This is a genomic window from Microbacterium sp. BE35 (assembly GCF_031457705.1).
GTDB classification, from domain to species: Bacteria; Actinomycetota; Actinomycetes; order Actinomycetales; family Microbacteriaceae; genus Microbacterium; species Microbacterium trichothecenolyticum.
Window position 1 is genome coordinate 313,429 of the sequence record NZ_JAVDXD010000004.1, and the last position, 12,804, is coordinate 326,232.

General features: G+C 69.8%; 12 protein-coding genes. 4 read left to right on the forward strand and 8 right to left on the reverse strand.

What is annotated here, in order from left to right:
- Positions 1 to 47 precede the first annotated feature (47 nt).
- From J2Y46_RS15335 to J2Y46_RS15350, 4 genes are all read right to left on the reverse strand, one after another.
- Positions 48 to 644, reverse strand: a complete 597-nt coding sequence (locus tag J2Y46_RS15335; protein WP_045298978.1) for a hypothetical protein — start codon at positions 642 to 644, stop codon at positions 48 to 50.
- Positions 641 to 1,609: a 16S rRNA (cytosine(1402)-N(4))-methyltransferase RsmH gene (rsmH, locus tag J2Y46_RS15340; RefSeq protein WP_310243402.1), complete on the reverse strand. Its 969-nt coding sequence runs from the start codon at positions 1,607 to 1,609 to the stop codon at positions 641 to 643. The genes J2Y46_RS15335 and rsmH overlap by 4 nt, the downstream gene beginning before the upstream one ends.
- Positions 1,610 to 1,715: 106 nt before the next feature.
- On the reverse strand, positions 1,716 to 2,147 hold the full coding sequence (gene mraZ, locus J2Y46_RS15345) for a division/cell wall cluster transcriptional repressor MraZ (RefSeq protein WP_045298983.1): 432 nt from the start codon (positions 2,145 to 2,147) through the stop codon (positions 1,716 to 1,718).
- Between the two features lie 197 nt (positions 2,148 to 2,344).
- Complete coding sequence (locus J2Y46_RS15350) at positions 2,345 to 2,710, reverse strand: DUF3040 domain-containing protein (RefSeq protein ID WP_310243404.1); 366 nt, start codon at positions 2,708 to 2,710, stop codon at positions 2,345 to 2,347.
- 111 nt (positions 2,711 to 2,821) lie between these two features.
- On the opposite strand from J2Y46_RS15350, the gene J2Y46_RS15355 reads away from it, so the two are divergent.
- Positions 2,822 to 3,868: a polyprenyl synthetase family protein gene (locus J2Y46_RS15355; RefSeq protein ID WP_310243575.1), complete on the forward strand. Its 1,047-nt coding sequence runs from the start codon at positions 2,822 to 2,824 to the stop codon at positions 3,866 to 3,868.
- Positions 3,869 to 3,896: 28 nt separating this feature from the next.
- On the opposite strand, the gene J2Y46_RS15360 is transcribed toward J2Y46_RS15355, so the two are convergent.
- Positions 3,897 to 4,247, reverse strand: coding sequence for an Rv2175c family DNA-binding protein (locus J2Y46_RS15360; RefSeq protein WP_045298986.1), 351 nt, complete (start codon positions 4,245 to 4,247; stop codon positions 3,897 to 3,899).
- Between the two features lie 215 nt (positions 4,248 to 4,462).
- On the opposite strand from J2Y46_RS15360, the gene J2Y46_RS15365 reads away from it, so the two are divergent.
- Positions 4,463 to 5,611 (forward strand): LysM peptidoglycan-binding domain-containing protein, encoded by a 1,149-nt coding sequence (locus J2Y46_RS15365; protein WP_396653204.1) that lies wholly within the window; start codon positions 4,463 to 4,465, stop codon positions 5,609 to 5,611.
- 80 nt (positions 5,612 to 5,691) lie between these two features.
- Positions 5,692 to 7,647: a Stk1 family PASTA domain-containing Ser/Thr kinase gene (gene pknB, locus J2Y46_RS15370; protein ID WP_045298988.1), complete on the forward strand. Its 1,956-nt coding sequence runs from the start codon at positions 5,692 to 5,694 to the stop codon at positions 7,645 to 7,647.
- 77 nt (positions 7,648 to 7,724) lie between these two features.
- On the opposite strand, the gene J2Y46_RS15375 is transcribed toward pknB, so the two are convergent.
- The 3 genes from J2Y46_RS15375 to J2Y46_RS15385 all read right to left on the reverse strand — a co-directional run bounded on the left by J2Y46_RS15375 (position 7,725) and on the right by J2Y46_RS15385 (position 10,754).
- A complete protein-coding gene (locus J2Y46_RS15375) occupies positions 7,725 to 9,062 on the reverse strand; it encodes a class II 3-deoxy-7-phosphoheptulonate synthase (RefSeq protein ID WP_045298990.1) in 1,338 nt (445 codons plus the stop codon).
- 62 nt (positions 9,063 to 9,124) lie between these two features.
- Complete coding sequence (locus J2Y46_RS15380) at positions 9,125 to 9,814, reverse strand: lysophospholipid acyltransferase family protein (RefSeq protein ID WP_310243411.1); 690 nt, start codon at positions 9,812 to 9,814, stop codon at positions 9,125 to 9,127.
- A 4-nt stretch (positions 9,815 to 9,818) separates the two neighbouring features.
- Positions 9,819 to 10,754 (reverse strand): ROK family glucokinase, encoded by a 936-nt coding sequence (locus J2Y46_RS15385; RefSeq protein WP_310243577.1) that lies wholly within the window; start codon positions 10,752 to 10,754, stop codon positions 9,819 to 9,821.
- A gap of 151 nt (positions 10,755 to 10,905) precedes the next feature.
- Here J2Y46_RS15385 and J2Y46_RS15390 point away from each other — a divergent pair, with 151 nt between their 5' ends.
- The gene (locus tag J2Y46_RS15390; protein ID WP_310243412.1) at positions 10,906 to 12,732 is read left to right on the forward strand and encodes a long-chain fatty acid--CoA ligase; all 1,827 of its coding nucleotides are present in this window, start codon (positions 10,906 to 10,908) and stop codon (positions 12,730 to 12,732) included.
- The last annotated feature ends 72 nt before the right edge of the window (positions 12,733 to 12,804 follow it).

The following is a 12,804-nucleotide window of genomic DNA, read 5'->3' on the forward strand; positions in this document are numbered from 1 at the left end:
TCGTGCAGTGGGGCGTCTCGATCGGTTCTCGGCTCGGCGTCGTCGCTTCAGTGTGTGCTCGGGGTGGGCAGTCCGTCCGTGAGCGGAGGCGGAGTGTTGCCGACTCCGCCGTCGGGCGTCTCGGCGACCTCGACCGGCAGACCGTCGATCGTCGCGTCAGGCACGGTGACCAGGGGCGTGTTCGTGATGAGCGCGTTGGGCACGGATCCGCGGCCGATGGCGTCGACCGACGAAGTGCCCATGGCGACCTCGGACGGACCGAGGATCGCGCCGTCGCTCAGCCGCAGATAGCTGGGCGCCTCGTTGATGACCATGCCGAGCGCCGCCGCGTTCGCGGCCAGGTACTGCGGCGAGCTGAGCCCTGCGACGTCGTCGTAGAGGATCTGCTTCTCGTAGGTGAGGTCGCGCTGCTCCTTCGTCAGGGCGGCGATCTCGTACGTCCCCTGCGTCGTCATGATCGACAGCGACATCTGGGCGGCGCCGATGAGGAAAGCCCCCAGCACCGCGACGATGCCGTAGAAGAGCTTCGGGCGGCGCCGCCGGGCCGGTGCGTCGACTACCCGCAGTCGGCGGCGCGGGGCATCCGTCCTCTCCGGGGCGACGGCCCGGCCGAGGCCGGTCGTGGCGTTCGCGATCGTGCTCATGAGGCACCCTCCGCGTGCTCGGGCCTCACGCGCTCAGCGGCTCGCAGGCGCACCGGCGTCGCGCGCGGGTTGACCGCGCGCTCCTCGTCGGTGGCGAGCTCGGCGCCTTTGACGAGCAGTCGGAACTTGGGGGCGTGCTCGGGCAGCTCGACGGGCAGCCCCTTGGGCGCGGTCGACGCCGACGCGTCGGCGAACGCGCGCTTGATGAGGCGATCCTCGAGGGACTGATACGACAGGACGACGACGCGGCCACCGACCGGCAGGATGCCGAGTGCCGAGGGCACCGCCCGCTCGAGCACCGACAGCTCGCGGTTGACCTCGATGCGCAGCGCCTGGAACACGCGCTTGGCAGGGTGGCCGGTGCGCTGCACGGCGGCCGGAGTCGCCGCCTGCAGGATCTCGACGAGCCGGCCCGATCGCTCGATGGGCGCCTCGGCACGTGCGGCGATGATCGCGCGGGCGTAGCGACCGGCGAGCTTCTCCTCGCCGTAGCGCTCGAAGATGCGCCGCAGGTCGCCCTCGCCGTAGGTGGCGAGGATGTCGGCTGCCGTCGTGCCCGCCGACTGGTCCATGCGCATGTCGAGCGGCGCATCCTGCGCGTACGCGAAGCCGCGGCCCGGGACGTCGAGCTGCAGCGACGAGACGCCCAGATCGAAGAGGATGCCGTCAGCCGCGGCGAACCCGCTCGCGGTCACCGCATCTGCGATGCCGTCGTAGACGGTGTGCACGAGATGCACGCGGTCGCCGAACGGAGCGAGGCGCTCCCCCGCGATGCGGAGGGCGTCGGTGTCGCGGTCGAGGCCGACGAGCTGGAGCTTCGGGAAGCGCTGCAGGAACGCCTCGGAGTGCCCGCCCATGCCGAGCGTGGCATCGACGAAGACGGCGCCGTCGCGCTCGAGCGCGGGAGCGAGCAGCTCGATGCAGCGCTCGAGCATGACAGGGGTGTGGATGTCGCGAAGATTCATGATCGCCTGGCGGTCCTGGTCCCCAGGCCCTGATCCCCATCCGCTCCGACCTGGCACCGGGGAAGTGGCGACAGGGCACGAGCAGCTGGGAGTCACGGCCGAGGGCTCAGAACAGGCCCGGAATCACCTCCTGCTCCAGCTCGGCGTAACTCTCTTCGTTGGCCTCGGCGTAGGTGTTCCACGCCGTGGCGTCCCAGATCTCGGCATGGGCGCCTACGCCGGTGACGACGAGGTCGCGCTCCAAGCCGGCGTATGCGCGCAGCGGAGGGGGGATGGTGATGCGGTTCTGACCGTCGGGCTTCTCGGCGCTCGCGCCGGAGAGGAACATGCGCAGGAAGTCGCGCGCCTGCTTGTTCGCAAGAGGCGCCTCGCGGATGCGGTCGTGCACCCGCTCGAACTCCTTCTCGCTGAATACGTACAGGCAGCGATCCTGCCCGCGCGTCACGACGACACCCCCACCAAGGTCGTCGCGGAACTTCGCCGGGAGGATGACGCGTCCTTTGTCATCGAGCTTGGGTGTGTGCGTGCCCAAAAGCATCGGTACATCACACCCCCTTCATCCGGCCCCCCGGGATGTGCGCCACTTTACTCCACTCTCCTCCACTTTGCTACCGATCTGTGATGTGGCACTCCCCCGCGCCCCTTCGCGGCGGGATGAAGGGGCTGCGCGGGCAACAAAAAAAGCACCGACCCTAAGGTCGGTGCTTCTCGTGCCGATTCAGGCGGCGGGGACGCTCAGCGCTCCTCCTGCCGCTTGTCCCAGCGGTCGTTCATGCGGTCCATGAACGAAGAGCTGTTCTGGGGTTTGGCGGGTCGCTCGGGCTCGATGCGCATCTTGCCGGGACCGCGGCCCGGCGTGACGGCGAGGAGGACTCCACCCAGCATCACGACGAAACCGATGACGCCGACGACGATCAGCTGCTGCGACACCCCGACGATGAGACCGCCGAGCCCCAGCAGCACGAGGATCGTGCCGTAGACGATGTTGCGATAGCTCAGAGTGCGTCCATCGCGGGGCGCGCTGACGACGTCCGCGTCGTTGCGCATGAGATGACGTTCCATCTCGTCCAGCAGGCGCTGCTCCTGTTCGGAGAGTGGCATGCTTCCCCCTCTGTACTTCGGTGGCTCGATTGTACGCGTGCCGTTCCTCACTAGGCTAGGCCCGTGTCCGCCCCTCTTGAGCCGATCGAAGCCATTTCCCAGCGAGTGGACATGTTCGTCTCGGCTCAACGCGGAGGTGTGGCCGATGCGGGCCCCGAAGCGGCGCGATTCGTCGCTGCAGGGGCGGAAGCCGTCACCGGCGGAAAGCGTCTTCGCGGACGCTTCTGCCTCTCCGGGTGGAGGGCAGTGGAGGAGGCCGCGGGCCCGGCCGGCGAGCCGCCGGCGGCGGTCATCGCCGCGGCGGCTTCCCTCGAGGTGTTCCATGCCGCGGCCCTCGTCCACGACGACCTGATCGACAACTCCGACACCCGCCGTGGCCGCCCGTCGGCGCATCGCGCCCTCGAGGCGGGGCACCGCGGCTCGGGCTGGCTCGGCGATGCCGACGCCTTCGGCCGCTCGGGGGCGATCCTGCTCGGCGATCTGCTCGTCGCGTGGAGCGACGACCTCCTCGAGGAGGGGCTCGCCGAGACCTCGGCCGAACGCGCCGCCGCCGCGCGGGGCCAGTACGCGCTGATGCGTCGCGAGGTCACCCTCGGGCAGTTCCTCGACGTCGCCGAGGAGTCCGCGTTCGCGAGCGAGCCCGACGACCGCCACGCCGAACGGGCGCTCCGCGTGGCGTCCTTCAAATCTGCGCGCTACAGCGTGCAGCAGCCGCTCGCGATCGGGGCGGCCCTCGCGGGAGCGGATGCTGCGCAGACAGCGGCGCTGGCCGCGTTCGGGCATCCGCTGGGCATGGCGTTCCAGCTGCGCGACGACGTGCTCGGCGTGTTCGGCGACGAGGCCGCGACCGGCAAGCCGTCCGGCGACGACCTGCGCGAGGGCAAGCGCACCGTGCTCATCGCGTACGCGCGGGAGGCTCTGGCGCCCACCGCGCGCCGCATCGTCGACGAGCTCGTCGGCGATGCCGATCTCGACGCCGATCAAGTGGCGTCACTCCAGCGGACGATCGTCGACACCGGCGCGCTCGACCGCGTCGAGCGGCTCATCGCCGACTACGCGCACCAGGCCGATCGCGCGCTGTCGGGGGCGCGGCTGGGCAACGCGGCCGTCGGAGAGCTGCGCGACCTCGCACGCGCCGCGACCGTCCGAACGACCTGAGCGGATCCGGAGCCTGAGCTCGCCGGCGTCAGGCCAGCGTGCGGGCGACCCGGCGGACTTCGCTCTTGCGCCCGGCGAGGAGCGACTCGATCGGGGCATGGCCCAGAGACTCCTCGGGAGACAGCAGCCAGTCGATCGCCTCGTCGTCGGAGAAGCCGCCGTCGTGCAGCACGATGACCGTGCCTCGCAGCGACGACAGCGGGTGACCGTCGACCACGAAGACGGAGGGAACCTTGAGGACACCGTCGCGCTTGGATCCGACGAGGTAGTACTCGTCGAGCAGCCGGCGCACGCGGCCGAGCGGTTCGCCGAGCACCTCCACGAGGTCGGGCAGAGTGAGCCAATCGGTCTCGAAGCGCGAAGCGGCGTCAGGGGTCACGAAACCAACTATCTCAGATCGGATCGGCCACTCGTCCACCGCACTCTGGCCACACCAGTAACAGAAACCCCTCCTATTTACACCTGTTGACACCAATAAACATCCGTGACACGGTTCTCGGAGTCGACTGAGGGGGGAAACTCGTGCGACAGGTCCGCAGTACCAGGAATCGTGTCCACCAGACCGGCATCCCGTCGCGCGCGCTCCTCACCGGTGTGCCGGTGGCCGTCGCGGGGTCGATCGCGCTGACGCTGTCGGCGGTGCCCGCCCATGCGGCGACGACGGATGCTGCGCCCCTGAGCGTGCCGCGCACGTTCGGCGCGACCGCGGTGAGCGTCCCTCGCGTCGCCGCGCTGCCGACCGTCAGAGTGACCGCCGAGGCCGCGCCCGCGACCTACACGGTGCAGCGTGGAGACACCGTGAGCCGCATCGCGGCGCGGTTCGGGCTCCGCACCAACGACGTGCTCGCGCTCAACGGGCTCGGGTGGTCGTCGACGATCTACCCCGGCCAGGTGCTCAAGCTCAGTGCGGCCGCCGCCGCACCGGCGCCGGCCGCGCCGGCACCCGCCCCGGCCACGGGCACGTACACCGTGCAGCGGGGCGACACGGTCAGCGCGATCGCCACGCGCCACGGCAGCACGACGAACGCGGTGCTGGCCGCCAACGGCCTCGGCTGGTCGTCGATCATCTACCCCGGGCAGACCATCAAGATCCCCGGCGCGGCCGCGCCCGCGGCATCCGTCCCCGCTCCGGCGCCTGCCCCCGCACCCGCTCCCGCGCCGAACACGTCGGCGGGCGGTTCGCACACCATCGCGGCCGGCGAGACGATCAGCTCGATCGCGAAGCGGTACGGCGTGACGACGAACGCGGTGCTCTCGGCCAACGGCCTCGGCTGGTCGTCGATCATCTACCCCGGGCAGACCATCAAGATCCCGGGCTCGGCGCCGTCGGTGCCCGGCCTCACGGCCGAGCAGGTCGCCAACGCGCAGCTGATCGTCCGCATCGGCCGGGAACTCGGCGTCTCGGACCGCGGCATCGCCATCGCCCTGGGCACCGCGATGCAGGAATCGTCGCTGCGCAATGTGACCTGGGGCGACCGCGATTCGCTCGGACTGTTCCAGCAGCGTCCCAGTCACGGCTGGGGCACCGCTGCGGAGGTGCAGGATGCCGCCCGTGCTACGCGTGCCTTCTTCGGCGGCGCCGGCGACCCGAACGGATCACGCACACGCGGGCTGCTCGACATCCCCGGCTGGGAGAGCCTGACCTTCACGCAGGCCGCGCAGGCCGTGCAGATCTCGGCCTACCCGGACGCGTACGCGAAGTGGGAGGCCCCGGCCCACTCGTGGCTCGCCGCGCTCGGCTGAGCCGAGGCATCCGTCACAATGCGGTCTCGCCGGGTGAGCCGCTCCGCCGGCTCGCAGGCACGGATCCGTAGACTCTCAGGGTGAGCACGAGTCAGCAGACGGACCCGCTGATCGGCCGTCTCGTCGACGGCCGGTACCGGGTGCGTGCTCGCATCGCCCGCGGCGGCATGGCCACGGTGTACGTGGCGACCGATCTGCGCCTCGAGAGGCGGGTCGCGCTCAAGGTCATGCACTCGCACCTGAGCGATGACACGGTCTTCCAGAGCCGGTTCATCCAGGAGGCCCGCGCGGCCGCCCGCCTCGCCGATCCGCACGTCGTCAACGTGTTCGATCAGGGCCAGGACGGCGACATGGCGTACCTCGTCATGGAGTATCTGCCCGGCATCACGCTGCGCGAGCTCCTGCGCGAGCAGCGCCGGCTGACGATCCCGCAGGCCGTGTCGATCCTCGACGCCGTGCTCTCGGGACTCGCCGCCGCGCACAAGGCCGGCATCGTGCACCGCGACGTCAAGCCCGAGAACGTGCTCCTCGCCGAGGACGGGCGCATCAAGATCGGCGACTTCGGCCTCGCCCGTGCGACGACCGCGAACACCGCATCGGGCGCGCAGCTGCTCGGCACGATCGCCTACCTCGCCCCCGAGCTCGTCACGCGCGGCACCGCCGACGCCCGCAGCGACATCTACGCCATCGGCATCATGCTGTACGAGATGCTCACCGGCGAGCAGCCCTACAAGGGCGAGCAGCCGATGCAGATCGCATTCCAGCACGCCACCGACTCGGTGCCCCGGCCGAGCGTGAAGAACCCGGGCGTTCCCGAGCCGCTCGACGAGCTCGTGCTGTGGGCGACCGAGAAGTCGCCCGACGAACGGCCCGTCGACGCGCGCGAGATGCTGCAGCGCCTGCATGACATCGAGCGCGAGCTGGGCATCTCCCCCGTCGTCGCACGCACCGGGCCCATCGGCATCGTCCGCGACGACGTCGCCGCCACCGGCGAGCTCACAGCGGTGCTCCCCGCAACGCCGACCGGACCCGTCGCGACGATGGCGGAGGTCGACAACGCCGGCCGGCTCCGCCGCGCGACGCAGCGCCGCCGGTCCCGTGGCGGCTGGCTCATCGTCCTCGTGCTCGTGCTCGCCGCGCTCGCAGGCGGGCTCGGGTGGTGGTTCGGGTCCGGACCGGGGTCGATGGTCGCCGTCGCCGATGTCACGGGCATGACCTTCGACGAGGCATCCGCACGTCTTCAGGAGGACTCCCTCGTCGCCGTGCAGCAGGGCGAGTACAGCCTCGAGGTCGCGACGGGTCAGGTCATCCGCAGCGACCCCGGCGGCGGCACCCGCGTCGACAAGGGCGCCGAGGTGAACGTCTACGTCTCGCTCGGCCCGCAGGAGGCGACGTTCGCGTCGTTCTCGGGAATGCCCGACGCCGACGCGCGCGCAGCGCTCCAGGCCCAGTCCGTCTCGGTGCCCGACGAGAGCGCGAAGTTCTTCACCGACGCCGCGCCCGACGTGGTGATCGGCGTGATCATCCGCCCCGCGGGTGCGCCGGAGGACGGCTCGCAGGATGTGGCGTGCATGGACGGCTGCACCGTCCACCAGGGCGACACCGCGCGCCTGCAGGTATCGCTCGGTCCGCTCCCGAACGTCGCGGGCGAGAGCGAGGGCAAGGCGCGCAGCACGCTCGAGGGGCTCGGGCTCGTCGTCGCCGACCCCAGCCAGACCGAGTCCAGCGACTCCGTCAAGGCCGAGCGCGTGATCCGCGTCCTCGGCAAGGAGGACGGCACCTGGCTCGCCCCCGGCGACACCGTCACCCTTGTCGTGTCGACCGGTCCGGCGCTGTTCGAGGTCCCCGACTTCGCGGGCATGACTCTCGCCGAGGCCCGACAGGCCGCCGCGAACGCCGGCTTCTCCATCGACTACGACGACCGCTGGGACGCGTTCCCCGATCCGTTCACCAAGGTCGAGTCCCAGAAGCCGGACGCCGGCGACATGGAGCCGAAGGGAACCGTCATCTCGCTGCGCATCGCCGCCGCGCTCTGACGCAGAACAGAGAGATCCCGGATGCCTCGGGTCGAGGCATCCGGGATCTTCTTCGTGTCAGGCTGACCCGAGCCGCGTCAACGCTTCTCGAGCTCCTCGGCGACGAGGAATGCGAGCTCGAGCGACTGCATGTGGTTCAGGCGCGGGTCGCACAGCGACTCGTAGCGGGTCGCGAGGGTGGCCTCATCGATCTGCTCGGACCCGCCGAGGCACTCGGTGACGTCGTCACCGGTGAGCTCGACGTGGATGCCGCCGGGGAACGTGCCGACCGCGCGGTGAGCCTCGAAGAAGCCGCGCACCTCGTCGACGACGTCGTCGAAGCGACGCGTCTTGTAGCCGGTGGGCGTCGTGATGCCGTTGCCGTGCATCGGGTCGGTCACCCACAGCGGGGTCGCGCCCGAGTCCTTCACGGCCTCCAGCAGCGGCGGCAGCGCGTCGCGGATCTTGCCGGCGCCCATGCGCGTGATGAACGTGAGACGGCCGGGCTCGCGGTTCGGGTCGAGCTTGTCGATGAGTGCGAGCGCCGTGTCGGGCGACGTGGTGGGGCCGAGCTTCACGCCGATGGGGTTGCGGATCTTCGAGAAGTAGTCGACGTGCGCGCCGTCGAGTTCGCGGGTGCGCTCGCCGATCCACAGGAAGTGCGCCGACGTGTTGTACGGCGTGTTCGTGCGCGAGTCGATGCGCGTCATAGGCCGCTCGTAGTCCATGAGCAGGCCCTCGTGGCCGGTGTAGAACTCGACGCGCTTCAGCTCGTCGAAGTCGGCGCCGGCGGCCTCCATGAACTTGATGGCGCGGTCGATCTCGGTCGCGAGACGCTCGTACTGCTGGTTGGCGGGGTTCGACGCGAAGCCCTTGTTCCAGGAGTGCACCTCGCGGAGGTCGGCGAAACCACCCGTCGTGAAGGCGCGGATCAGATTGATGGTCGACGCGGCCGTGTGGTAGCCCTTCAGCAGTCGCTGGGGGTCGGCGCGGCGCGAGTGCTCCGTGAAGTCGTAGCCGTTGACGATGTCGCCGCGGTACGCCGGGAGGGTCACGTCGCCGCGCGTCTCGGTGTCGCTCGAGCGAGGCTTGGCGAACTGCCCCGCCATACGGCCCATCTTGACGACGGGCATCGAGGCGCCGTAAGTGAGCACGACGGCCATCTGCAGCACCGTCTTGATGCGGTTGCGGATCTGCTCGGCGGTCGCGCCTGCGAAGGTCTCGGCGCAGTCGCCGCCCTGCAGGAGGAAGGCCTTGCCCGACGCGGCACGCGCGAGGCGGTCGCGGAGGTTGTCCACCTCACCGGCGAAGACAAGGGGCGGCAGGGTGGCCAGTTCGGCGGATGCCTCAGCCACTGCGTCCGCGTCATACCACTGCGGCTGCTGCTTGATGGGCAGGGTCCGCCAATGGTCGAGTGCGTCGAGGTGCTGGAGCATCCCCCGAGTCTAGCCGCGGGACGCAGGCCACCGGCGCCGCGTGACGGCCGGCCACCCGGTGTTCAGCGGGTCTTCGGCTTGAGCCGGTCCTTGACGGTCGACGCGTAGACGTCCTCGTACTCCTGCTCCCCCAGCCGCTGCAGCGCGACCATGATCTCGTCGGTTATGGAGCGCAGGATGTAGCGGTCGCCCTCCATGCCTTCGAAGCGCGAGAAGTCGAGGGGCTCGCCCACCACGATGCCCACCCGGACGATCCGCGGGACCGTGGTGCCGATCGGCATCATGGTGTCGGTGTCGACCATGACCACGGGCACCACCGGCACGTGCGCTTCGAGCGCCATGCGAGCGATGCCGGTGCGGCCACGGTAGAGCTTGCCGTCGGGGCTGCGGGTGCCCTCGGGGTAGATGCCGAGCAGGTCGCCCCGGCCCAGCACCTGAAGACCCGTGTTGAGGGATGCCTCGGACGCCTTGCCGCCGGATCGGTCGATGGGGAGCTGGCCGGTGCCCTTGAAGAACATGCGGGTCGCCCAGCCCTTGAGGCCCTTGCCGGTGAAGTAGTCGCTCTTGGCGAGGAACGCGACGGGCCGGTCGAGCATGAGCGGCAGGAAGATCGAGTCCACGAACGAGAGGTGGTTGCTCGCGAGGATCGCGGCTCCCTCGGCGGGGACGTTGCGACGGCCGACGATCCACGGCCGCCAGATCGCCTTGACGATCGGTCCGATGACCACGTATTTCATCAGCCAGTAGAACATCGCGCTACGCCTCTGTCCCCGCGAGATCTGCCGCTCCGATGAGGCCCGCGTCGTTGACGAGCTTCGCGATCTTGAAGGTCGCGATCGGCCGGTCGCCGTATCCCGGAAGCGACTTCTCGTACGCGACGCGCATCGGCTCGAGGAGGGCGTCGCCGAGCTGGGCGACCCCGCCGCCGATGACGAACAGCTCGGGGTCGAGCACCGCCTGGAAGCCGCCGCACGCCTCGCCGAGAGCGGTCGCCACACGCCGCAGCGCCTCCGCCGCCCCGGGATCGCCCGCGAGCACGAGGCGTGACACCGCCGGTCCGCTGATCTTGCCGTGCTCGGCGCGGTGGGCCGCCAGCGCGGCGCCGATGCCGCCGCCATCGGCGATCTCACCGGCCTCGCGCTGCAGTGCCCGGCCGGATGCATACTGCTCGAGGCATCCGCGCTGACCGCAGCCGCACAGGATGCCGTCGCGGATGAAGCGGATGTGGCCGAGTTCGGCGGCCACGCCGTGACCGCCACGGAAGAGCTCGCCGTCGAGGACGATGGCGCCGCCCACGCCGGTGCCCATCGTGAGCATCACCATGTGCTGAACCCCGCGGCCCGCGCCGAAGCGGAACTCGGCCCAGCCGGCGGCGTTCGCGTCGTTCTCGATGGTGACCGGCAGGCCGATGCCCTCTTCGAGGGTCGCCTTCAGCGGCTCGTTGTGCCACGCGATGTTGGGCGCGTGGATGACGGTGGCGCGGTCGCGGTCGATGAAGCCGGCGGCTGCGACGCCCACGGCTGCGACGTCGTGCGCGCCGCGGAAGTAGCGAGCCATGTCGACCACGGCCTGGGCGAGGGCGGCGGTGTCGGTGGGGGTGTCGACGCGGAGCTGTTCGACGATGGTGCCCTCGGAGTCGACGACTCCGCCCGCGATCTTCGTTCCGCCGATGTCGATGCCGACCTTGAGCACGTTCTCCCTCTCCGTCCGCCGCACGCGCGACAGCGCCTTGAAGTCTATCCAGGCGGTGCTCTCCACATCCCCCGCGAGTCCGATGCGACACCTGATTAGACTCGGATGAGATCCACCCGAGATTAAGTCGTCCGGTACCGAAGGAGCTGCCGTGGTTCAATTCGAAGTCCCTGCCATCGTCCCCGCCGATCCACAGGCGAACATCACCGACCTCCTGGTCGAGCGCGTCAATGCCACGCCGAACCTCGCGCTGTTCGCCGTGCCGGAGGGCGACGGGTGGCGCGACATCACCGCTGCCGAGTTCCAGAAGCAGGTCATCGCGCTGGCCAAGGGCTTCGTCGCGGGCGGCATCGAGCCCGGCGACAAGGTGGGCTTCATCGCCCGCACCACGTATGAGTGGACGCTCGTCGACTTCGCGCTGTTCTACGCCGGAGCGGTCATGGTGCCCATCTACGAGACCAGCTCGAGCGCCCAGATCGCGTGGAATCTGACCGACTCGGGCGCGATCGCCGTCATCACCGAGCTGTCTGACCACAGCGCGCGCCTGGCCGAGGCGCGCCCGGAGCTTCCGCTCATCCGCTCGGTGTGGGAGATGCACGGCGGCGACCTCGACACGCTCGTCGCCGAGGGTGCGAGCGTCGCAGACGACGAGATCGAGCGACGTCGCAACATCGCGAACGGCGCCGACATCGCCACGCTCATCTACACGTCGGGCTCGACCGGCCGCCCCAAGGGCTGCGTGCTGACCCACAGCAATTTCGTGGAGCTCTCCCGCAACTCCGCCAAGTCGCTGCACGAGGTGCTCGACATGCCCGGCGCGTCGACGCTTCTCTTCATCACGACGGCGCATGTGTTCGCCCGGTTCATCTCCATCCTCACCATCCATGCGGGTGTCAAGACCGGCCACCAGCCCGACACGAAGCAGCTGCTGCCCGCATTGGGCTCGTTCAAGCCGACGTTCCTCCTGGCTGTGCCGCGCGTGTTCGAGAAGGTCTACAACTCGGCCGAGCAGAAGGCGGAGGCCGGCGGCAAGGGCAAGATCTTCCGCGCCGCCGCACACACCGCGATCGAGCACTCCCGCCTCCTGCAGGAGGGCAAGAAGGTCCCGTTCCTCACCAAGATCAAGTTCGCGCTCTTCGACCGGCTGGTCTACTCGAAGCTGCGCACCGCGATGGGCGGGCGCGTGGCGTACGCCGTGTCGGGCTCCGCTCCCCTGGGCCACCGCCTCGGCCACTTCTTCCACAGCCTCGGCGTCACGATCCTCGAGGGCTACGGTCTCACCGAGACGACGGCGCCCGCGACGGTCAACCTCGCGACCAAGTCCAAGATCGGCACCGTGGGTCCGGTGCTGCCGGGTGTCGGCATCCGTCTCGCCGACGACGGCGAGATCCAGGTGCGCGGCATCAACGTGTTCAAGGAGTACTGGCGCAATCCCGAGGCCACGGCGGCCACGTTCGACGGCGACTGGTTCAAGACCGGCGACATCGGCGCGTTCGACTCCGAGGGCTTCCTCACGATCACGGGCCGCAAGAAGGAGATCATCGTCACCGCCGGCGGCAAGAACGTCGCGCCGGCGGCGCTCGAGGACCCGATCCGCGCCAACCCGATCGTCGGCCAGGTTGTCGTCGTCGGCGACCAGAAGCCGTTCATCGCAGCCCTCGTGACCCTCGACCCCGAGATGCTGCCGGCGTGGCTGTCGAACAACAACCTGCCGGCCGACATGTCGCTCGCCGACGCCGCGAAGAACGACGCGGTCCGCGCCGAGGTGCAGCGGGCGATCGACATCGCGAACAAGAACGTCTCGCGCGCCGAGTCGATCCGCAAGTTCACCATCCTCCCCACGGAGTGGACGGAGTCGAGCGGCCACCTCACGCCCAAGATGAGCATCAAGCGCAACGTCATCCTCGAGGACTTCGCCGGCGACGTCGACGAGATCTACGCCGTGCCCGTCAACACGACGAACGTCTCGCTTTCCTAACCGGCGGACGACGGACGACGGATGCCGCAAGCCCCGGGCCCTCTCAGGGTCCGGGGCTTGCCGTTTCGCGGT